Origin of the sequence: Bradyrhizobium sp. SZCCHNR1051 (assembly GCF_032489615.1) — a bacterium.
Taxonomy (GTDB): domain Bacteria; phylum Pseudomonadota; class Alphaproteobacteria; order Rhizobiales; family Xanthobacteraceae; genus Bradyrhizobium.
The window spans coordinates 1-20,521 of record NZ_JAUEYJ010000018.1 but is presented as its reverse complement, the minus strand read 5'-3'; the positions used below and the strand labels follow the sequence as shown (position 1 = coordinate 20,521).

The 20,521-nt window shown below is 64.9% G+C and carries 16 protein-coding genes, 2 tRNA genes and 1 pseudogene; 15 read left to right on the top strand and 4 right to left on the bottom strand.

Annotated features, from left to right (window positions below; translation table 11 throughout):
- Positions 1-45: 45 nt before the first annotated feature.
- Positions 46-1,083 (top strand): magnesium and cobalt transport protein CorA, encoded by a 1,038-nt coding sequence (locus QW868_RS21825; RefSeq protein ID WP_315773774.1) that lies wholly within the window; start codon positions 46-48, stop codon positions 1,081-1,083.
- Positions 1,084-1,327: 244 nt separating this feature from the next.
- On the opposite strand, the gene QW868_RS21820 is transcribed toward QW868_RS21825, so the two are convergent.
- Entirely contained in the window at positions 1,328-2,611 is a 1,284-nt protein-coding gene (locus QW868_RS21820) for a hypothetical protein (protein ID WP_315778406.1), read from the bottom strand.
- A gap of 116 nt (positions 2,612-2,727) precedes the next feature.
- Here QW868_RS21820 and QW868_RS21815 point away from each other — a divergent pair, with 116 nt between their 5' ends.
- Both QW868_RS21815 and QW868_RS21810 read left to right on the top strand, forming a co-directional pair.
- Entirely contained in the window at positions 2,728-3,456 is a 729-nt protein-coding gene (locus QW868_RS21815; RefSeq protein WP_315778405.1) for an SDR family oxidoreductase, read from the top strand.
- A gap of 168 nt (positions 3,457-3,624) precedes the next feature.
- Positions 3,625-5,700: a HAMP domain-containing methyl-accepting chemotaxis protein gene (locus QW868_RS21810; protein WP_316160905.1), complete on the top strand. Its 2,076-nt coding sequence runs from the start codon at positions 3,625-3,627 to the stop codon at positions 5,698-5,700.
- Between the two features lie 984 nt (positions 5,701-6,684).
- On the opposite strand, the gene QW868_RS21805 is transcribed toward QW868_RS21810, so the two are convergent.
- The 3 genes from QW868_RS21805 to QW868_RS21795 all read right to left on the bottom strand — a co-directional run bounded on the left by QW868_RS21805 (position 6,685) and on the right by QW868_RS21795 (position 10,071).
- Positions 6,685-8,901 carry a restriction endonuclease gene (locus QW868_RS21805; RefSeq protein WP_316231483.1) on the bottom strand — a complete coding sequence of 739 codons (2,217 nt, stop codon included), beginning with the start codon at positions 8,899-8,901 and terminating at the stop codon, positions 6,685-6,687.
- A gap of 102 nt (positions 8,902-9,003) precedes the next feature.
- The gene (locus tag QW868_RS21800; RefSeq protein ID WP_410051315.1) at positions 9,004-9,333 is read right to left on the bottom strand and encodes a hypothetical protein; all 330 of its coding nucleotides are present in this window, start codon (positions 9,331-9,333) and stop codon (positions 9,004-9,006) included.
- Positions 9,334-9,996: 663 nt separating this feature from the next.
- Positions 9,997-10,071 (bottom strand) — tRNA-Thr (locus QW868_RS21795).
- Positions 10,072-10,424: 353 nt separating this feature from the next.
- Between QW868_RS21795 and QW868_RS21790 the strand changes: the two genes are divergently transcribed.
- From QW868_RS21790 to QW868_RS21735, 12 genes and pseudogenes are all read left to right on the top strand, one after another.
- Positions 10,425-10,607 (top strand): hypothetical protein, encoded by a 183-nt coding sequence (locus QW868_RS21790; RefSeq protein WP_315773782.1) that lies wholly within the window; start codon positions 10,425-10,427, stop codon positions 10,605-10,607.
- A gap of 25 nt (positions 10,608-10,632) precedes the next feature.
- Positions 10,633-12,351: an FAD-dependent oxidoreductase gene (locus QW868_RS21785; protein ID WP_410051314.1), complete on the top strand. Its 1,719-nt coding sequence runs from the start codon at positions 10,633-10,635 to the stop codon at positions 12,349-12,351.
- Between the two features lie 150 nt (positions 12,352-12,501).
- The gene (murA, locus tag QW868_RS21780; protein ID WP_316231481.1) at positions 12,502-13,791 is read left to right on the top strand and encodes a UDP-N-acetylglucosamine 1-carboxyvinyltransferase; all 1,290 of its coding nucleotides are present in this window, start codon (positions 12,502-12,504) and stop codon (positions 13,789-13,791) included.
- 24 nt (positions 13,792-13,815) lie between these two features.
- Complete coding sequence (locus QW868_RS21775) at positions 13,816-14,265, top strand: DUF2948 family protein (RefSeq protein ID WP_316231480.1); 450 nt, start codon at positions 13,816-13,818, stop codon at positions 14,263-14,265.
- 87 nt (positions 14,266-14,352) lie between these two features.
- Positions 14,353-15,648 carry a histidinol dehydrogenase gene (hisD, locus tag QW868_RS21770; protein WP_316231479.1) on the top strand — a complete coding sequence of 432 codons (1,296 nt, stop codon included), beginning with the start codon at positions 14,353-14,355 and terminating at the stop codon, positions 15,646-15,648.
- Complete coding sequence (locus tag QW868_RS21765) at positions 15,645-16,151, top strand: UPF0262 family protein (RefSeq protein WP_015663966.1); 507 nt, start codon at positions 15,645-15,647, stop codon at positions 16,149-16,151. The genes hisD and QW868_RS21765 overlap by 4 nt, the downstream gene beginning before the upstream one ends.
- A gap of 69 nt (positions 16,152-16,220) precedes the next feature.
- On the top strand, positions 16,221-16,691 hold the full coding sequence (locus tag QW868_RS21760; protein WP_315735995.1) for an arsenate reductase ArsC: 471 nt from the start codon (positions 16,221-16,223) through the stop codon (positions 16,689-16,691).
- A gap of 183 nt (positions 16,692-16,874) precedes the next feature.
- Complete coding sequence (locus QW868_RS21755) at positions 16,875-17,504, top strand: Maf-like protein (protein ID WP_315735997.1); 630 nt, start codon at positions 16,875-16,877, stop codon at positions 17,502-17,504.
- Positions 17,505-17,556: 52 nt separating this feature from the next.
- Positions 17,557-17,760 carry a DNA gyrase inhibitor YacG gene (yacG, locus tag QW868_RS21750; protein ID WP_316179379.1) on the top strand — a complete coding sequence of 68 codons (204 nt, stop codon included), beginning with the start codon at positions 17,557-17,559 and terminating at the stop codon, positions 17,758-17,760.
- 173 nt (positions 17,761-17,933) lie between these two features.
- Positions 17,934-18,009, top strand: a tRNA-Phe gene (locus QW868_RS21745).
- Positions 18,010-19,146: 1,137 nt separating this feature from the next.
- Positions 19,147-19,422, top strand: a pseudogene (locus QW868_RS21740) (replication initiator protein A); the annotation flags it as partial.
- Positions 19,423-19,569: 147 nt separating this feature from the next.
- Positions 19,570-20,490: an MFS transporter gene (locus tag QW868_RS21735; RefSeq protein WP_316231478.1), complete on the top strand. Its 921-nt coding sequence runs from the start codon at positions 19,570-19,572 to the stop codon at positions 20,488-20,490.
- Positions 20,491-20,521: the final 31 nt, after the last annotated feature.

The window sequence follows — 20,521 nt, the reverse complement described above, 5'->3', positions numbered from 1 at the left end:
CGACTCCTCGCGTCGAAAGTCGGCCCGGAAAGCGGAGATTCAGCCATGCGTCCCGTCACGATGCAGACAGCGGCCGATGCGCCGGCCGTGCCCACGCGCGGCGCGTCGCGCGAGCCCGGCGTGGTCGCGGCCAGCGTCTATGCCGATGGCCGCCGCGTCGCCGACATCGCCATCGAGGAGGCCGGCGCCTGGAGCAGGCGGCCGGGCCATGTGGTGTGGATCGGGCTGCATGAGCCTGATGCTGCGCTGCTGCAGCGCGTGGCCGAGCAGTTCGGACTGCACGAGCTCGCGATCGAGGATGCGTCGAAGGCGCATCAGCAGCCCAAGGTCGAACGCTACGGCGATGCGCTGTTCGTGGTCGCCCGCACCGCGCAGCTCGTCAAGGAGCACATCGTGTTCGGCGAGACCCACGTCTTCGTCGGCCCCGGCTTCGTCGTCTCGGTGCGCCACGGCGCCTCGACCTCCTATGGCGCGGTGCGCGAGCGCTGCGAGAGCTGTCCCGGCTCGCTCGCCAAGGGCGAGGACTACATCCTCTATGCGATCCTCGATTTCATCGTCGACAACTACCGCCCGGTGACCGAGAGCATCATGGCGGAGGTCGAGACGCTGGAGGAGGTCGTGCTGCAGCGGCCGCTCGCGCGTCACGAGGTCGACCTTCTGTATCGCCTGCGGCGCGACCTGCTGCGGCTGCGCCGCGCCGTCGGCCCGGTGGTCGACGTCTGCAAGCGGCTCGAGCACGTCGACAACGTCGCGATCGATGCCGAGATGGCGCCGCTGTTTCGCGACGTCCTCGACCACGCCAAGCGCGCCGAGGAGGATGCGGATTCCCTGCGCGAGATCCTCGCCTTCGTGTTCGAGGCCAGCATGATGGCCGGCCAGGCGCAGCAGACCGACATCGCCCGTCGGCTCACGGCCTGGGCCGCGATCCTGGCGGTGCCGACCGCAGTCGCCGGCATCTACGGCATGAACTTCGAGCACATGCCGGAGCTGAAATGGCAATACGGCTACTACGCGGTGCTCGGCTTCATCGCCACCGTGTGCAGCGTGCTGTATTGGCAGTTCAGGCGGCGCGGGTGGCTGTGAGTTGACGGACCGTTGGTCCCTCCTCCCGAAGCGGGTCCGGTCACTTGCGAGCGGTGCGAGGCGTTGCCCCGAATCCCTGCGCCAAAGCGAGGCGCGATGCCAGTGCACTGAGTGCGGTGGCGTCGAGACCGCCGAGCACGACGTGGCGGCGTGTGACATCGAAATCCGAGCTGCTCATTGGACCCCCCTTGCGGCATGATAGGTTTGCCGTTGAGGCGGCAAGGCGCGTGCCATGGCGCAGCGGTCACGCCGCCGCGGATCGCCCCTGATGCGCGAACCACCACGCGGCGATGGCGTCCGTCAGTTCGTCCCAGATCGCGGTCGGCAGGTCGGGCACGGCGACGCGCACGCTGTAGCGATCCGTGGTGGCGTCGTGAAACCATTCCGTCGCAGCGAAATCGAAGCCGAAGCTCCCGGCGTGGCGGATCGGCAGCCCGGCGCGCCGGAGATCATCGCTCATGGCGGTTGCGGCTTGCCGCGCGGTGGCCTCGTCCAGAGGCGCGCGGCCTGCCAGCGTGACGTAGAGGCCGTGCGCGAAGTCGAGCTCCGCGGTCAGTTCGGGAAGCGTCGTCGCGAATTGACGCCGCGCGCGCCGGCTGTTGCGCAGGATGGCGGCGACGCGACGCGCGGTCAGTTCGCGATAGGCGGGCATCCCGATATAGGGCGGGAAATGCGCCGGCAGCGCCGCGCCGCCGAGCAGCCTGACGGCGTTGCGCGTCTCGTCCGGCAGCGTCTGAAGCGCAACGCGGCTTGCAGAGCCGGCATTGGTCCAATCGCTGAAAGCGACCGAGCCAAGCCGGCCGTACTCGGCGCCGAGCGAGTCGAGCTTGGTGTGGCTGCGCACCATCACGACCGGCACGTCCCAGCGCCGCGCCCAGGCCAGCACGCGGCGAATGCGGCCGGAGCCATTGGCAAAGCAGGTGGTGTCGAAGATCAGGAGATCGATCGCCGGGCGGTCGCAACTCAGCACGGCTTCGAAGCGCGGCGCGGTCGCGCTGGAATCGATCAGCAGCAGCCGCGGCGCGGGCGAGGGCTGCGCCAGCGCGGCGGCAAGGTCGCGGGTCAGCGTCACCGGGCGCAGATGCCGCGCATGCGCCGCGACCAGCTCCTGCGTCTCGCCATAGGAGCCCGGCAGCATCAGCAGGTCCGCCGTGCCGAGAGCGGGCCGCGTCGCCAGCAGCAGCGCCGCGATCGCGGCCATGCCGGAGATGGTGTAGATGGTGTCCTGACGGCTCTCGCCCGCCGCATAGAACGACGGCCCGCGCACGTCGAGATCGGCGCGCTGATAGTCGTAGCTGTAGGCGAACGGGCCGGCGCGATGATCGGCGGCATCCGCCCAGGCCGTCTCCGTCGCGCTCCAGTCGCCCAGCGCGTGCTCCGCCTTCAGCGCGGCCGTGAGCTGAAACTTGCGCCGGATGACCTCCATCACGGCGCGCGGCGCCGGCAGCGCATGCGGTCTCCGCAGGCAGCCGTTCAGGAGCTGCAGCTCCTGATGCTTGCGGGCGAGATAGGCTTCGATCGTCTCCATCGGGCTCTTCACGGGTGATGCGGCCGGGATGCAACGCGCAGGAACTTCCATGGATCCAACGGAGCGCGGCAATGCCGCGCGATTTGCTGTAGTCTGGCCGGACAAGGGAGAAGATGATGAGCAGGGAACTGGAAGGCAAGGTGGCGGCGGTCACCGGTGCGGCGTCGGGCATCGGGCTGGCCAGCAGCGCAGCGATGCTGGCGGCCGGCGCGCGCGTCGTCATGATCGATCGCGACGCCGCGGCGCTGGCGAGCCTGCGCGAGCGGCACGGCGAGGCCGTGATCCCCGTGGTCATCGACCTGCTCGATCCCACGGATTGCGCCACCCTGCTGCCGCGCGTCCTCGATGCGGCCGGCCGGCTCGACATCCTCCACGCCAATGCCGGCAGCTATCTCGGCGGCGATCTCGTCGACGCCAGGACCGACGCCATCGACCGCATGCTGAACCTCAACGTCAACGTCGTGATGAAGAATGTGCGCGACGTTCTCCCCCACATGATCGCGCGCGGGTCCGGCGACATCATCGTCACCAGCTCGCTCGCGGCGCATTACCCGACGCCGTGGGAGCCGGTCTATGCGTCGTCGAAATGGGCGATCGACTGCTTCGTGCAGACGGTGCGCCGCCAGGTGTTCAAGCACGGCATCCGCGTCGGCGCGATCTCGCCGGGCCCGGTGGTGACCGCCCTGATCGCGGACTGGCCGGCCGAGAAGCTGAAGGAGGCGCGCGAGTCCGGCAGCCTGCTGGAGCCCTCAGAGGTCGCCGAGGTGATCATGTTCATGCTGACCCGTCCGCGCGGCATGACCATCCGCGACGTCGTGATGCTGCCGACGAATTTTGATTTGTAGGCGGGGCGGGCCGGGCGCTCGGTCCGCTCGCGGCTCGAACAGCAGCCCCGCTCAGATGGCCTGGTGCACATGCGCTGGGGCCAGCCCCCGTTGAAATACGGGATTCGATTTAAGCACAACCTTAATCATAAGGAACCTAGCGTGGGCCCGCGTAATCCGGGGGCAATGATGAAAATCGGCCGACTTTTTGCAATTTCGATGCTTTCCGTGACGGCTTTGGCCGTCCTCCCTGCTGCACAAGTCGTGATCGAGCAGGTGAAGGCGGTCAGCGACAAGGCCGAAGCGATCAAGACCGTCGAGGCCTTCGGCGCGGTCCTGCTGTTCGCGCAGGATGTCGTGGGTCACCGCGCGCCCTACATCACGCCGATCTTCCAGGAAGGTCCCGCAACCCCCGCGCAGCTCGAAGGCGTGCGCAAGATCAGGCAGTCGTCCGAGGCGTCCTTCGCGAAAGCGCGCGCACAGTTGACGAGCGTGTCCGACAGCGAGGCGATCACCCGCAGCCTGGACCAGGCGTCGTCCAAGCTGTCCGAGATTCTTGCCAAGGTGGACCCCACGCTGACCGCGCCGCTGAGCGCGCGCGACCCGGCTGCGATCAAGAGCTTTCTCCCCGGGGTCACCCAGGTGGCTCTTGCGATCGAGCCGATTCTGAACCGTCTGCAGAACCGCATCGCCAATGCCGACGCGTCGCTGACGACGCTGCTCGACGTCGCCCGCACGGCGCAAGACCTGCGCGTGACCGCCGGCGGTCGTGCCGCCGCGCTGTCGCCGGCGCTCAGCGCCCGCCGCGCCGTGGCTGCGGCCGAGAAGGCGGCGATGGATCGCGCCCAGGGCCGCACCGAGGTCGACCGCGAGCGCCTGGAGGCCGGCATCGACCAGCTCGGCAATCCGGAGCGCCTGCTCACGGCCTTCAAGGACGCCCGGGAGGCCTATTTCGGACGCGCCGTTCCGATCGTCGACAAGGACATCGCCGCCGGGCTCGGCGATCTCAACTACGCACTCACCGCTGACACCCTGGCCGATGCGGTCGTCCCGGCCGTGCAGAAGTTCTTCGTCGTGCGCGACGCCGCGATCGCCGAGGCGCGCGACCGCGCCGTCGCGGCGCGCGATGCAGCCTATCTGATGCTCGCGCTGGCGACGGCGGTGGTCGTTGCCCTCGCCGGCATTCTCGTGTTCGTCACCATGCTGCTGCGCCGCCGCGTGATCAACCCGATCGTGAACCTGACCGGCCTGATCGGCCAGATGGCGGCCGGCAATGACGACGTGACGATTCCGACGATCAATCGCGACGACGAGATCGCCGCGATGGCCGGCTCGCTGCAGACGTTCAAGGAGGCGCTGCTGGAGAAGAAGCGCGCCGAGCAGGCGGCCGCAGCCGACGCGCAGGCCAAGATCGAGCGCGGCCAGCGCGTCGAGCGCTTCACCCGCGAGTTCGAGATGGCGATCGGCGAGGTCGTCGGCGTCGTGTCGTCGGCGTCGGCCGATCTGGAACGCTCGGCCTCATCGCTGACGACGACGGCGGGTCGCTCGCTGGAGCTCGCCACCGTGGTCGCATCGGCCTCCGAGGAAGCCTCGACCAACGTGCATTCGGTCGCCGCGGCCGCCGAGGAGATGAGCTCGTCGGTCACCGAGATCAGCCGCCAGGTGCAGGACTCCGCGCGCATCGCCAACGAGGCGCTGGCGCAGGCGCGCAAGACCAACGACAACGTCGCGGAGCTCGCCAAGGCCGCGGCGCGGATCGGCGACGTCGTTGAGCTGATCAATGCGATCGCCGGACAGACCAACCTGCTCGCGCTCAACGCCACCATCGAGGCCGCCCGCGCCGGCGAGGCCGGCCGCGGCTTCGCGGTGGTCGCCTCGGAGGTGAAGGCGCTGGCCGAGCAGACCGCGAAGGCGACCGGCGAGATCGGCCAGCAGATCGGCGGCATCCAGGCGGCGACCCAGGAGTCGGTCGGCTCGATCAAGGAGATCGGCGAGACCATCGCCCGGATGTCGGAGATCGCCTCGGCCATCGCCTCCGCCGTCGAGGAGCAGAGCTCGGCGACGCGCGAAATCTCGCGCAACGTCCAGCAGGCCGCTCACGGCACCCAGCAGGTGTCGGCGAACATCGCCAGCGTCCGGCAGGGCGCCGACGACACCGGCTCGGCCTCGTCGCAGGTGCTGTCCGCCGCGAAGTCGCTGTCCGGCCAGAGCAGCCGCCTCCGCGACGAGGTCAGCCGCTTCCTGGACTCGGTGCGGGCGGCGTGAGGCTGGCCCGAGGCGGCAGCCGTGGCGAGGCCCATTCTCCGCGTTGATTGATCGTGACGGCTCCTTGTCGAGCATCGGCGCGACATGCGGAGCGCAGCCTGCACGTGTTTCACCTCGCCCCGCTTGCCGGGGTGAAGCTTGCCCGAGCTACTCGGCTTCCGGACGCACAGGCGCCGGAACGCCTGCCGCAGCGATCGGCCAATGCCCGGTCTTCCCCTCGCCCTCGCGACCGACGAGGGCGGTGCTCTCCGCAAAGCTCGGACGCAAAACGCGCCGCGAGATCGACTACGTGCATCCGTCGTCACGGCCAGTGGCCGCATGCAGAGGATCACGGCGAGGGGATGATGAGCAATGCCCTGGTGCTGCCGGACAGGATTGAACTGTGACGGAAAGCCCTTCCACCTATGAAATCGTTGAGTTTTTTTGCGCCGCTGGTCGCCTCTGTGTATCAGGCCCGGTAACAGTCGTCCACGCCTATGGTTGCGAGCACGAGGCTCGGATCTTTGGCAACAAGGTGAAGTCGTCCATTAAATCGGCGAAACGAGGTTTCCTCCACAAGAGCGGTCGACGTCCAAGAATACGTTCTCCGCTACGGCCCACGTCGAGATGTCCATAACCCATAATCGGCAGGCAGTTTCGCTCGCTGCCAGATAAGGCGTCGGCCGCAGATGCCATGGTATCCTCGATCTTCTCAGAACCACCGATCGTAGGATTGCAGCTATCGGCTGCGATAAGCGTCCGCGGAACAGACCGCGCCACCTCGAACAGGTTCGCACATCCTGGCGAGCTTCCCAACTAACCATTATCCTGTAGATGCTCGACACTCCCTGAGTGTAACGGACACTCCGAATGAAAAGATCTTTGATGATACGTCGATTGCTTGGACGACGCGAACTGCTCTGCACAAGACACGAAGATCTTCGCAGTACTCATCTAGCGATGCTCTTCAATTGACGAAGGCCTCGTCCGACCACAGATACTTGCTTATTCTAGTAGTCCACGAAACATCGATTCGATTTCCGCATCTGTTGCTTCCGTCGGGCCAGATCTTTTGATCGAACCATAACTTGTGGAACGCTTTTGGATTTCCCCCTCCATAATGCGCTCTCTTCGCTGTTCGATGTCGTATTCATATCCCTTTTTAGGGTAGCCATATCTCTTTAACGTAGCCTTCAGATCACGCTCGAAGTTGTCAAGATCTTCAAGCGTGTCGATGTCGCCTGTCATTTCGTAAATGTGCTCCATTTGCGCATCTAGTGCTGAGTGAATGGCAACCGGGATTTCTGAGTTCTTGTTGCAATACCCAAGCAAAAAGTCGGCGGCGCTCTCCAGTTCTTCGAGGCTGAGCGCCCATGCGGCGTCTCTGAAAGCATCTATGGTATACGCTAGTAAGATCTCTAGTGTTTTGTCTGCCTCTGCTGGAGGCAGCCCTGCTTCCGCGAGCGCCTCTAGTGCAGCCTGACAGGCAGGGAACTCCGTGTCGTCCGCAGTATATTGGTCCAGAGTCGCCGCAGCCGAAACGACGTGCACGAGCGCGTCTGTTCCGGGAAACTTAGCGTAGGACTCAATCGCCAGTGTGAGGCATCTTAATGCCGTTCCGCTGCTTCCCAAGACAACACGGCCAACGGCATTTATCCAGTCGTGCCGGAATTGGTCGTTCTGAAACTGTTCTGTTTTTCCCTTCTTGATCAGCTCCCAACACAGGTTTACTTCATCGTAATCTGTGAGGATTTTTATCGCCATTGGAACTAAGCGATCATCTTCGACCACTCGATCAAGAAAGTCTCGGACACCCGGGTTAGCGAAGCGGACCGTCCGATTTTCTATAGCGAGTACCGAGCCTTCCAGCTCTCTAAGTGACCGCCGGAATGCTGGCAGCCGATCGGGCGGAGATATCTGAAGCTTCATCATGTCCAGCATCCGCTCAAAACTGCCTTCCAATGAGGTCAAATCCACCCTGGGGCAATTGAAATAAACAGCGAGCATCAACGCCCGCGCCTCATTGGTCAGATGTGCCCGGTAGGGTATCTCCCAAAGCTCTCGTGGATTTTCCAGGACAGTCTCTACGACATCCTTGATGGGCTTCTCGGCTAGAGAGAGGTAGTCCGCATTAGTTAGTAATTCGATGAGACGTGGATTGAAATTCTTGTGATCGATCATTCGAATGAATAGCTTGTCCTCCAGCAATGTCTTTACGTCCGATTTTATGAGCTGAGAAAAGTATAGGTGGTTATAGAGAATTTTGGCGCGTGCAGATCGAGTATAGTGCCCCACGTTTAATACGAATTGGCTGGTATCTATGGCCAGATCGGCTAAGCGTCGGGAATGCGACTGCGCCTGATGAAGAATGTAATCTCTTGTCGTGAGCACAAACCGCAAATTCTTGTGCGTACGAATTTTCTGCAGAAAAGGCGGCAGACGTTGGTCCATTCCTCTAACGAGGTCGTTTGACAGCTGCACTTGTCCCAAGAAGTCGTCGAAGAAGATTATGTGCTTGCGCTTATCAAACGTAATTTCATACGCTTCCTGTATGTCGTCTATCACCGTGACTTGCCAGTCTTGCTCGGCGTGTAGCCAAACTAGCATTCGCGCCAGGGTGGTTTTCCCCACGCCGGGCTCACCGGAGATGATTAGAACGCCGGACTTGTTTAGTATTTCTTCTGCCGAATTGACGCTTTTGTTGTGAACAAATTTTGAAGTGACTTCTCGGATCAAGTCCATCTCGATGGCCGTCCGATTGTAAACGCCGCTATGCAATATTCGCTCAAGAACTGCTGTGTTTGAAAGCCAGAGTTTAAAGTGGTTGCGTTCAACGTGATGGTGTCGGCCAATCAGATTGTTTAGGTCAGAGTGGCCAATTACATCTTCGACGGCCAATGGAGCGTCCGGGACCGCCTGCTGTATTTTGCCCTTTTGTGCTGGGGTCAGCGGTAAGGAAGTGGCGAATATGTACCGGGCTGGGCTTAGCGCCTTGATTTTTGCGTTCTCCTTTTTGACTGCGTTTAGGAGACCGGGAAATCCGGTGTCTGCGTAATGCTTGGCTTGAATGATAGTTGTCTTGCCTCCTGCTGCGAATCGGAAGTCAATCCCCTGATCCCGGCCGGGCGCAAAGCTCTCAATGCGAATACCAAGTTCTGCCTGCAATAGGTCGCGAACGAGTTCTTCGAAGTCTATGGGCGACAAGGTCCGAAAATCGTACATGGCGTGGTCTGCTTCATCCCGAAATGCTTGGCCGCAGATGCTGCGGCTATAGTGTCAATGGGGGGCGAAAGCGCAAAAACACTGATTACACCGGATGTGGCCTTATACCATGAGTCGCGCTGCGACCCGCGCCACCTGCGTAGCTGTCCACTTACTCCCGCGGCGCGGTGTAGGGATGCGTCGCGCGTTGAGTGCACGTGCGATAGCGCTCCACGTGGCGATACCATCTCGTCTCAGCTCCTTGAAAATTGGGGCGAGGTCAGCTGCGCGATGATTGGCTCTCGCTGCCTGTGCGTCGCGGCCCGCTTTCTGAGCAACCTGCGAAAGCCGAGCGCCGCGGTCGCCGCCTAGCCTCGTTCCACGCTTCTTCGCTTCGGCAAGGGCGGCCTTCGTTCGGTGCGAAATCATGCGGCGCTCTTCATCCGCCACCATCGCCATAATGCCTACGGTCAGGCGATTTGCGTGCGGCATGTCCGCCGGATTACGGTGACGCTGTACTAAACAACAAAGCTCCCGCATGCCCGCGATGCCCAAACTGCCCGTCGTGCCAGTTTGCCGCAGCAGTTGGGCTTGTGTCGTCGGGCAAATCACCTGCACATTTCTGGCCGTCCCGTGCCCATCGAAGAGGGGCGTTCGCGAGTCGTCACGAGCGTTGGGTGTGGGATGCGGTGGCCGGGTCGGAGTTGCAGCGCGCATTCGCGAGCGGACGAACAACTTCGATACGGACGATGAAGTCGCGTGGTCCTGGCCTCCCGATGCTGAGGTCAAGCTCGCTGATGTGCGTCAGTGCATCGCGGGTGATGGGGGCAACAAAGCCCGGTCCCCAGGGAGAGCGCGTATAAATCGTAAGCCCATCGCGCAGGGAGGGCCGGGTGTGTTCGGCCAGACCTGTGGTACCTGCCGCCTGCATTTTTTTCCGCAGGCGGGCCACGGGCGCGGCCAGCGCCCGGCCTTCCCTGCGCCCTCGATTTTCCGGAGAGGGCGGTGCTGCAGCAGAGCTCGGACGCAAATTGCGCCGCGAGGCCGATGACGCGCATCTGTGCGTGGCCTGCGGTCCCGAGGCGTCGCCGAAGATCATGTCGGGGAAGAATGCCCTGGTGCTGCCGGACAGGATTGAACTGTCGACCTCTCCCTTACCAAGGGAGTGCTCTACCACTGAGCTACGGCAGCAAAGGGACTAGCGGGGACCGGCCCGAAGGCCGCGACCGAACGCGGGCGGTTCTTGCCACAAGGTCCCCGCCTGCGCAAGCGCGGCTCGTCCGGTTTTCGGGGAAAGACGTCAGCGTGATGCATCGAAAGGGAGCGAAAGACCTCCGAAATCGGACCGAAATCACCCGTTCACGGTGGATTCTCGCGGTTGGCCGCCCTTGGCGTCCCCAATGCCCGGGTCGCGCCGGCAACTCCCCATCCGGGCAGGCGACGGCCGGTCGGGCGGAACCTAGCGTCTGCGTCGCCAACGCCTCTTGGCTTTCGCATCTGGGGCCCCAATTGTGCCTCTGGTATCGGGTGACCGGGGGAAGGGGATGACGGATAAGACCGGGAAGGCGGCGCCGAAGGGCGCGCGCGAGGAGCGGCTGAAGCAGGCGCTGCGCGAGAACCTGAAGCGGCGCAAGGCGCAGAGCCGCGAGCGCAGCCAGGCGGTGACGGCCGAGGAGGGCGGCTCGGACGAGGCCGCTGCCGGCGGTCCGGACGATTCGAAGCGTTGAGCAGATTGCAAGCGGGGTGGGCGTGATGGCAGCGGATGAAGGGATGACGGTGGAGGCAGGGGCACAGCGGGCGGAGCTGGCGAAGACGCTGCCCCGCTTTGAGCAGACCTTTCCAGAGCTGACGCCCCAGGAGATCGCGCGTCTGCGCGGCTTCGGCGAGATCCAGACCTATCGCGACGGCGAGCTGCTGTTCGAGACCGGCAAGCCCGGCCCCGGCATGTTCGTGATTCTCAAAGGCCATGTCGCGATCACCCAGCGTGACGGCCTCGGTCACGTCACGCCGGTGATCGACCAGGGGCCAGGGCAGTTTTTGGCCGAGATCGCCCAGCTCTCCGGCCGCGTCGCGCTGGTCGACGGCCATGCCGAGGGCGACGTCGAGGTCATCCTGATTCGTCCCGAACGGTTGCGCGCGCTGCTGATCGCCGAGGCCGAACTCGGCGAGCGCATCATGCGGGCGCTGATCCTGCGCCGGGTCAATCTGATCCAGGGCGGCGCCGGCGGCCCGGTCATGATCGGCCCGCCGCAATCGGCTGCGATCGCGCGGCTGCAGAGCTTCCTCACCCGCAACGGCTTTCCGCACCATCTGCTCGATCCCGCTGATGATCACGACGCGGCCGATCTGATCGCGCGCTATTCGCCGACGCCCGCCGAGCTGCCGCTGGTGGTGGTGTCCGACGGCAGCGTGCTGCGCAATCCCAGCGAGACCGAGCTGGCGCGTGCCGTGGGGATGATCGGCGGCCCGCGCGGCGAGAAGATCTACGATGTCGCGGTCGTCGGCTGCGGGCCGGCGGGCCTGGCCACCGCGGTGTATGGCGCCTCCGAAGGTCTGTCGGTGGCGGTGTTGGACTCGCGCGCGTTCGGCGGCCAGGCCGGCGCCAGCGCGCGCATCGAGAACTATTTCGGCTTCCCGACCGGCATCACCGGCCTGGCGCTGACCGCACGCGCCTTCAACCAGGCGCAGAAGTTCGGCGCCGAGATCATGATCCCGGTGGCGGTCAATGCGCTCGACTGCGAGCGCAGGGCCGGCGCCTTCGTGCTGGCGCTCGAGGGCGGCGACGAGGTGCGGGCGCGCTCGGTGGTGGTCGCCAGCGGCGCGCGCTATCGCCGGCCTGATCTTGCCCGGCTCAAGGAGTTCGAGGGCCGCGGCGTGTGGTATTGGGCCTCGCCGATCGAGGCGCGGCTGTGCGCGGGGCAGGAGGTTGCGCTGGTCGGCGGCGGCAATTCCGCGGGGCAGGCCGCGGTGTTTCTGTCGGGCCACGTCAAGAAGGTGCGGATGATCATCCGCGGCGGCGGGCTTGCCGCGTCGATGTCGCGCTATCTCATCGAGCGCATCGAGGCGACGCCGAACATCGAGCTGTTGTTCAACACCGAGGTCGTCGCGCTCGATGGCGGGGCCGACACGGGCCTCGAACGCATCACCCTGAAGAGCCGGCTGTCCGGCGAAGAGACGCCCGCCGACATCAGCAATCTCTTTCTGTTCGTCGGCGCCGATCCCGCCACCGGTTGGCTCGACGGCTGCGGCATCACGCTCGACCGTGCCGGCTTCGTCGTCACCGGCGCGCAGTCGGAGCAGAATGCCGGGCGGATGGTGTCGCCGCTGGAGACCTCGGTGCCCGGCGTCTATGCGGTCGGCGACGTCCGCTCCGGCTCGGTCAAGCGCGTCGGCGGCGCGATCGGCGAGGGCGCCCAGGTCGTCGCCGCGCTGCACGGGTTTCTGGCCGATGCGCTGGTCCCACCGGTCTGATTCGCGGATTCCCGCCGCGGCGGGCCGCACCGTCAGGGGATGAATTCCCCGGCGATGCGACCTGCCGTTGCGAACCCATCAAATCGCCGTAATGTCGGTCCTGTTGCGCCGACCTTAGCCCAATTTCCCGGCCAGCCCCACAGGACCAGCATGGATCGCATTCGCATCGTCGGCGGCAACCCGCTTCGCGGCACCATCCCGATTTCGGGCGCGAAGAACGCCGCCCTGCCGCTGATGATCGCGGGTCTTTTGACGCCGGAGACGCTGATCCTGGACAACGTCCCGCGCCTTGCCGACGTCGCGCAGCTTCAGCGCATTCTCGGCAATCACGGCGTGGACATCATGTCGGTCGGCAAGCGTCCCGGCGATGGCCAGTACCAGGGCCAGACGCTGCAGATCTCGGCGGCCAACATCATCGACACCACGGCCCCCTATGAGCTGGTGTCGCGGATGCGCGCCAGCTTCTGGGTGATCGCGCCGCTGCTGGCGCGGATGCACGAGGCGCGGGTGTCGTTGCCGGGCGGCTGCGCCATCGGCACGCGGCCGGTCGACCTCCTGATCATGGCGCTGGAAAAGCTCGGCGCCAGCATCGAGATCGATGCCGGCTATGTCGTCGCCAAAGCGCCGGGCGGCCTGCGCGGGGGCACGATCGATTTCCCCAAGGTCACCGTCGGCGGCACCCATGTCGCGGTCATGGCCGCGAGCCTCGCCAAGGGCACGACCGTCATCGCCAACGCCGCCTGCGAGCCGGAGATCACCGATCTCGCCGACTGCCTCAACAAGATGGGCGCGCACATCACCGGCGCCGGCACGCCACGCATCGAGATCGAGGGCGTGGCGTCTCTGCACGGCGCGCGTCACACCGTGCTGCCCGACCGCATCGAGGCCGGCACCTATGCGATCGCCGCGGCGATGACCGGCGGCGATGTCCGGCTCGCCGGCGCGCGGCCGGAGCTGTTGCAGTCCGCGCTCGACGTGCTGATCGAGGCCGGCGCCGAGATCACGAGCGACGCCGAGGGCATCCGCGTCGTCAGAAACGGCCACGGCATCCGCCCGGTGCAGGTGACGACCGCGCCGTTCCCCGGCTTTCCGACCGACCTGCAGGCCCAGCTGATGGCGCTGATGGTCTGCGCGCAGGGCGCCTCGGCGATCACCGAGACCATCTTCGAGAACCGTTTCATGCACGTGCAGGAACTCGCGCGGTTCGGCGCGCGGATCAGTCTCGATGGCGAGACCGCTCGGATCGAGGGCACCTCGAGCTTGCGTGGCGCGCCTGTGATGGCGACCGATCTGCGCGCCTCGGTGTCGCTGGTGATTGCCGGGCTTGCCGCGGAAGGCGAAACCATGATCAATCGCGTCTATCATCTCGATCGCGGCTTCGAGCGGCTGGAGGACAAGCTGAAGGCCTGCGGCGCCACGATCGAGCGCATCCGCGAGTGAGGGCGCTGCCAAGAGGATGAGACCGTGACCGACCGGCTCAAACTGATCGCGCTCGATGCCGACGATCTCGCCGTGATCTCGGCCCATGTGCAGGATGCTCGGGTGCAGGCGGCCGACATCATCTGGCGCCAGGCCGAGAAGCGGCTTGTGATCGGCATGAACCGGCTCGACTGGGACCAGGCGCTGCATGGCGAGAGCGAGCCGCGCCGGCTGTTGGCGGCGCTGCGGTTCGACCGGGTGCTGGCCTGCAAGTCGCGCCGCATCGACCTCGATGCGCCCGCGGCCGTGCTGGAGCTGATCGGCATCGAATTCCATGCCGGCGCCGAGCCGCCCGCCGGCAGCGCGTTGCTGCTGTTCTCCCATGGCGGCGCATTGCGGCTCGATGTCGAATGTCTGGAATGCGAGCTGACCGATCTTGGCGAGGACGATCTCGGCACCAGCGATATCGATGGCGGTCCGCCGCTGACCCGGTAGGCGCCTGTTCAAAGGGTTGACGGCCCCGCGCTGCCGCGCCATTGAGCAGGGGGTCGGGGGCAGCCACCCCTTCGGAAAGTGCCAGAGATGCCCATTCGCCTGTCCCGCGCCAGCACCGATTTCGACGCCCAGTTTCGGCAGTTTCTCGCCGCCAAGCGCGAGACCTCCGCCGACGTCGAAGCCGCCGCCCGCGCCATCGTCGACGACGTCGCCCGGCGCGGCGATGCGGCGCTGCTCGAGGCGACGCGCAAGTTCGACCGCTTGGAGCTCGATGCCTCCTCGCTGCGCGTGACGGCCGCCGAGATCGAGGCCGCCTTCAAGGCCTGTGACGCCGCGACCTTGGATGCGCTGAAATTCGCCCGCGACCGCATCGAGGCCTTTCATCTCAAGCAGCTGCCGCAGGACCAGCGCTTCACCGACGAAGCCGGCGTCGAACTCGGTTGGCGCTGGAGTGCGATCGAATCCGCCGGGCTCTATGTCCCCGGCGGCACCGCGGCCTATCCGTCCTCGGTGCTGATGAATGCCATTCCCGCCAAGGTCGCCGGCGTCGCGCGGCTCGTGATGGTGGTGCCGGCGCCGGACGGCAGGCTCAATCCGCTGGTATTGGCCGCCGCCCATCTCGGCGGCGTCTCCGAGATCTACCGCGTCGGCGGCGCCCAGGCGGTGGCCGCGCTGGCGCATGGCACCGCGACGATCGCCCCGGTTGCCAAGATCGTCGGCCCGGGCAACGCCTATGTCGCCGCCGCCAAGCGGCTGGTGTTCGGCAAGGTCGGCATCGACATGATCGCCGGCCCCTCCGAGGTGCTGGTCATCGCCGACGACAGCGGCAATGCCGACTGGATCGCCGCCGATCTTCTCGCCCAGGCCGAGCACGACGCCAGCGCGCAATCGATCCTGATCACCGACAGCCGCCGCTTGGCCGACGACGTGGCCCGCGCCGTCGAGGGCCAGCTCAAGACGCTTCCTCGCGCCGCGATCGCCGGCGCGTCCTGGGCCGATTTCGGCGCCATCATCGAGGTCGACCATCTCGACCAGGCCGTGCCGCTGGCGGACGCCATTGCCGCCGAGCACCTGGAGATCATGACGGCCGATCCCGACGCGTTCGCGGCCCGTGTCCGCAATGCCGGCGCCATCTTCCTGGGCGCGCACACGCCCGAGGCGATCGGCGACTATGTCGGCGGCTCCAATCACGTGCTGCCGACCGCGCGCTCGGCGCGGTTCTCCTCCGGTCTCGGCGTGCTCGACTTCATGAAGCGCACGTCGCTGTTGAAATGCGGCCCCGAGCAGTTGCGCGCGCTGGGGCCAGCGGCGATGACTCTGGGCAAGGCCGAGGGTCTCGACGCCCATTCACGCTCCGTGGGAATACGCCTCAACCTGCCATGACCCAGCACCCGCCAGGCGACGACCGGACCAATCGCATCGTGGCGGTGACGCTCGACGAGGAGTCGATCGGCCGCTCTGGTCCGGACATCGAGCATGAGCGGGCGATTGCGATCTACGACCTCGTCGAGGAGAATCTGTTCGCGCCCGAAGGTGCCGACGGCGCCGGTCCGTTCACCCTGCATCTCGGCATCACCGCCAACCGGCTGATGTTCGACATCCGCCGCGAGGACGGCACGCCCGTCGTAACGCATCTGTTGTCGCTGTCGCCGTTCCGACGGATCGTGAAGGACTATTTCATGATCTGCGACAGCTACTACCAGGCGATCCGCACCGCGACGCCCGACAAGATCGAGGCCATCGACATGGGCCGCCGCGGCATCCATGACGAGGGCTCGCGCACCCTTCAGGAGCGGCTGAAGGGCAAGGTGCGGGTCGATTTCGAGACTTCGCGCCGGCTGTTCACCCTGATCACCGTGCTGCACTGGAAGGGCGAGGGCCAGTGATACCGTCCGCGCTGCATCGTCGCCTGCTGCCGGGCCCGGCCACCTTCGCGGCCGAGGGCGCCTAGGCGCATGGCCGAGGTGCCGCCGCGCGCGCGCCAGCCGCAGGCGGTGCTGTTCGCCTGCGGCCAGAACAGCGTGCGCTCGCCGATGGCGGAGAGCCTGCTGCGCCAGATGTATCCGCAGGCGCTCTATGTCCGCTCCGCCGGCGTCAAGAAGGGCGAGCTCGACCCGTTCGCGGTGTCTGTGATGGCCGAGCTCGGCCAGGACATCTCGCAGCACAAGCCGACGACCTTCGAGGAGCTCGAGGACTGGGAGGGGCTGAATTTCGACCTCATCATCACCCTCTCGCCCGAGGCGCACCACAAGGCGCTGGAGCTGACCCGTACCATCGCCGCCGACGTCGAATACTGGCCGACGCCCGATCCGACCGGCGCCGACGGCAACCGCGAGCAGAAGCTCGCCGCCTATCGCGAAGTCTGCGACGGCCTGTTCACGCGGATCCGCAAGCGTTTCGGCAAGCCCGGGCCGGCGGGCTTGTAGGGTCCCGGTTCCTGCACAGGTGTCATCGAACCGAAATACCAACGTCGTCCGCCGCTCAAACTGAGGCCGTAGAGCAGGCCCGGCTCGGCCTTGTCGCACGCCTCGCGGGTTGTGGAATGGCAGCCCTTCCGATAGGTTCCGCGCGCCCGCCCCACAGCTTCCGAATCCCCTAGCGAAATCAGCATGCTCGGCCGTCCCAAAATCGTTCTTGCATCCGGTTCGCCCAGGCGTCTGGCGCTGCTCAACCAGGCCGGCATCGAGCCCGACGCGCTGCGCCCGGCCGATGTCGACGAGACGCCGAGGCGCGGCGAGCTGCCGCGCGCCTGCGCCAATCGCCTCGCCCGCGCCAAGGCCGATGCCGCGCTCAAATCCGTCCAGCTCGACGACGAGCTGCGCGGGTCCTTCATCATCTCCGCCGACACGGTGGTCGCGGTCGGCCGCCGCATTCTGCCGAAGGCCAATCTGGTCGACGAGGCCTCGCAGTGCCTGCGGCTGCTGTCGGGCCGCAACCACCGCGTCTACACCGCGATCACGCTGGTGACGCCGAAGGAGGCGTTCCGCCAGCGCCTGGTCGAGACCCGCGTCCGCTTCAAGCGGCTCAGCGAGGACGACATCCAGGCCTATATCGGTTCCGGCGAATGGCGGGGGAAGGCCGGCGGCTATGCCGTGCAGGGCATCGCCGGCTCGTTCGTGGTCAAGATGGTCGGCTCCTACACCAACGTCGTCGGCCTGCCGCTCTACGAGACCACGACCCTGCTCGCCGGCGAGGGCTTCCCGATCCGCTTCGGCTGGCTCAACACGGTCGGCGTCTGACTATCCGCGTGCGGGGGTGCACCCGCGCGTCCAGCCCATTAAATAGCCGCCGATGTCAGACAAATCGCCCCACCGGAGCGCCCCCGCTTCGAAATCCGCCAAGCTCATCCGCCGCTGCCCGATCTGCAACCGGCCCGCGGCCGAGGCCGTCCGCCCGTTCTGCTCGCCGCGCTGCCGCGACGTCGACCTGCATCGCTGGCTCAGCGGCTCCTATGTCATCCCGGCCGCCGAAGGCGACGAGGACGACGTCGAATAGCGCCGTGTTTTCATGATCTTGCCCCTGCGGTGCCGGCCGGTCGGGACGGGCGTCCCGCGCCGCCGCGCAACCGCACAAGGAATGTGAAAACTTGCCCTCAGGGCGGTAGACAGCGCGGTCCGGTCCCACTATAACCCGCCGGCTCGCCGGGCTTTTTTGCCCGCAAGAGACCTGCCCAGGTAGCTCAGTTGGTAGAGCATGCGACTGAAAATCGCAGTGTCGGTGGTTCGATTCCGCCCCTGGGCACCATGTCTCAAATCAGGCTTTGATCTTCCTCGGTTTTTTCCCCTTTTACTCCCACTTTCTTCAACCGGGCCCAAAAGTGGGAGACTATTGTTCGCGGTTTGATCGAGGGACAGGAGCGGCATCGCGCTCGCGGCGAGACGTTTTTGTTGGCCATCTTGGTATAGTGCGCGGCCTCCTTCATCGTCTGCCATCCGAAGATCGCCATCAGCTGCTTCTCGGTCGCGCCGTTCTCGGCCGCAACGCATGCGCCAGCCTTTCCCAGGCCATGTGCCGAACAATGATTTAATCCGGCCCGGTCGCACCAATCGCGGAACTTTGTTGCCGAAACCATTGCCGGTGAATGGGCGGCCGAACTCTGTAACCAGAAACGTCAGATCGCCACATGGCGACGCGTCGATTGCAGATTGCAACCAGGGCATAATCGGGATCGACAGGGTTACGGGCCTGGTCTTCCGGTTTTTCACCTGCGTAAACGTAAGCCAACCATTCTTGATGTGTTGTCGGCCAAATTTGACGACGTCCGATCTTCGCTGACCGGTGAACAGCAATAGCGCGAGTGCGAGATGCGCCTTGGTGCCGATTGGATGCTTCTTGGCATATTGCAGCACTTCAGCAATCGTCCAAGTGTGGAAGCCCTGCGATCCGGTCTTCATGTACGGCACATCCCGTGCCGGATTTCGCTCGGCGCCGGGATGCTCCGCCGCGATTGCATACTTGACGACTTGGCGCAGCGCCTTGATGTGACCGTTGGCAGCCTCGGGAAATTCCGCTTTGCGATCGCGCAGCGCGCGCACCTTGCTGCTCGGCATCGAGGCGTAGGGCAAGGAACCGATCAAATTTGAATTCTCGTCCGAGACCGGTTCGCTACACAAATTATCGAGAATGCCGCGTCGGGCTGACTTGGTGCTGGTGTCGAGTCTCGTGAATTCCGCCGAGGCGTAGTATTGCTCAATCAGCCATCGCAGCGACCCATTCTTCGCGCGCGTGCCCTGCGGTTGTTCGGTCTCTCTGGGCCCGATCTTGCCATTCAGAGCGGCCTGGTACTCTCCCCCGAATTCGTCGGTACCTGGCACGGCACGAAGTCGGATCTTGGATCCTCGATTGCGCTGGAAATACCGGCGCACATTACCGTGTCGATCCATGTCCTCGTATACGTACTTGATACGCAGAGTGGCCATTGCGAGTCCATTTAATCACGCGGCAACTTCATCCCATGGATTGGTGCTCTTCCGCGCCGGCGAGATCAGCATTCGTGTCGAAGCCGTTCCGGAGCACGGCATGGCGACTATTTGGGACGCCGACGTCCTGATCTGGGCTGCTTCGCAAATCGTTGAAGCTCGCGATGGCGGACTGAAGACGTCCCGTCTGATGGCGGCAACGCCCTACGAAATCCTGATCTTCGTCGGCCGCGGCACCAGACCGCTGATGCCAGCGTGATCTGTTTGCACGACTAACGACTCTCTAGTCGCTCTCAGAGCAAGTCTCTCTCATGAAACCCAGAGTTGGCGTTTACCTCTCCGAGGGCATGGCTGCGCGGTTGGCAGAAGCGGCCAAAAAATCCCCGTGCCACTCGTTCTCTGGTTTCCCGGGGATCGCGTCCCGCTCCTGAACGGCTTGATGGTGATGCTGGGCGCGCCGGGTGCGGTCACGGCGACATTGCCGGCCGACCTGTTGCTGGAGTGGATTGGTTGGCGTGAACTATTTGGTCTGCTCGCTGGGCTGACTGTCGCCAGTGCGGTCACGATTTATCTGATCGTGCCCGAGAGGACTGCAGTTCCGGGCGGCGCGGTCGCAGCCGGTTTGAAAGAGGTCTATGCCGATCCGCGATTCTGGCGCGTTGCGCCGCTCTCGGCATCCTGCATTGGAACGGCCTGGGCTCTTCAAGGGCTCTGGGCGGCGCAGTGGTTCAAGGACGTTGAGGGCCTCGATCGCGCCGGCGTGGTATTTCATTTGTTTGCGATGGCGGTCGCGCTCAGCCTGGGTGCCATTCTTCTTGGGGGCGCTGCCGATCGGCTGCGAAGGCGCGGTGTTGGACCGGAGGTGCTCCTGGGGCTTGTTGCGGCTGTCTTTATTGCAACTCAGTTCGCATTGATCCTGCGCTTGCCCTTGCCGTCATATTTGCAGTGGGCCGTTGTAGCGGCCGTCGGCGCGGCTACGGTGCTGAGCTTCGCGACTCTGGCCGAGTATTTCCCGAAACAGCTCCCCGGAAGGGCCAACGGCGCGCTGAATCTGTTCCACATTGCCGCGGCCTTCGTTGTGCAATACGCGACCGGCGTTGTACTTCAGTATTGGACACCTCAAGCGGGACACTATCCCGAAATCGCTTATCGGACAGCCTTTGCTCTCAATCTCGCGCTCCAGGTCGTGGCTTGGATCTGGTTCATGTCTCCGCGCGTCAAAGCCGACTCGCGACAAAGGCGCGCGAGCGCCGTGCTCGAATTAGAGCATGCTGTTTTTATACGGAAACATATCCTGAGTTTCTGAGATAGTTGGCGCACTCCTTTTCCGAGAAGAG

What these genes read in the sequence shown, in the direction of transcription:
- yacG (WP_316179379.1), top strand. Translation starts at nt 17,557, where the DNA reads ATGTCAGACAAATCGCCCCACCGGAGCGCCCCCGCTTCGAAATCCGCC.
- QW868_RS21805 (WP_316231483.1), bottom strand. Translation starts at nt 8,901, where the DNA reads ATGTACGATTTTCGGACCTTGTCGCCCATAGACTTCGAAGAACTCGTT.
- QW868_RS21810 (WP_316160905.1), top strand. Translation starts at nt 3,625, where the DNA reads ATGAAAATCGGCCGACTTTTTGCAATTTCGATGCTTTCCGTGACGGCT.
- QW868_RS21765 (WP_015663966.1), top strand. Translation starts at nt 15,645, where the DNA reads ATGACCCAGCACCCGCCAGGCGACGACCGGACCAATCGCATCGTGGCG.
- QW868_RS21760 (WP_315735995.1), top strand. Translation starts at nt 16,221, where the DNA reads ATGGCCGAGGTGCCGCCGCGCGCGCGCCAGCCGCAGGCGGTGCTGTTC.
- murA (WP_316231481.1), top strand. Translation starts at nt 12,502, where the DNA reads ATGGATCGCATTCGCATCGTCGGCGGCAACCCGCTTCGCGGCACCATC.
- QW868_RS21755 (WP_315735997.1), top strand. Translation starts at nt 16,875, where the DNA reads ATGCTCGGCCGTCCCAAAATCGTTCTTGCATCCGGTTCGCCCAGGCGT.
- QW868_RS21825 (WP_315773774.1), top strand. Translation starts at nt 46, where the DNA reads ATGCGTCCCGTCACGATGCAGACAGCGGCCGATGCGCCGGCCGTGCCC.
- QW868_RS21785 (WP_410051314.1), top strand. Translation starts at nt 10,633, where the DNA reads ATGGCAGCGGATGAAGGGATGACGGTGGAGGCAGGGGCACAGCGGGCG.
- QW868_RS21800 (WP_410051315.1), bottom strand. Translation starts at nt 9,333, where the DNA reads ATGGTGGCGGATGAAGAGCGCCGCATGATTTCGCACCGAACGAAGGCC.
- QW868_RS21815 (WP_315778405.1), top strand. Translation starts at nt 2,728, where the DNA reads ATGAGCAGGGAACTGGAAGGCAAGGTGGCGGCGGTCACCGGTGCGGCG.
- QW868_RS21820 (WP_315778406.1), bottom strand. Translation starts at nt 2,611, where the DNA reads ATGGAGACGATCGAAGCCTATCTCGCCCGCAAGCATCAGGAGCTGCAG.
- hisD (WP_316231479.1), top strand. Translation starts at nt 14,353, where the DNA reads ATGCCCATTCGCCTGTCCCGCGCCAGCACCGATTTCGACGCCCAGTTT.
- QW868_RS21790 (WP_315773782.1), top strand. Translation starts at nt 10,425, where the DNA reads ATGACGGATAAGACCGGGAAGGCGGCGCCGAAGGGCGCGCGCGAGGAG.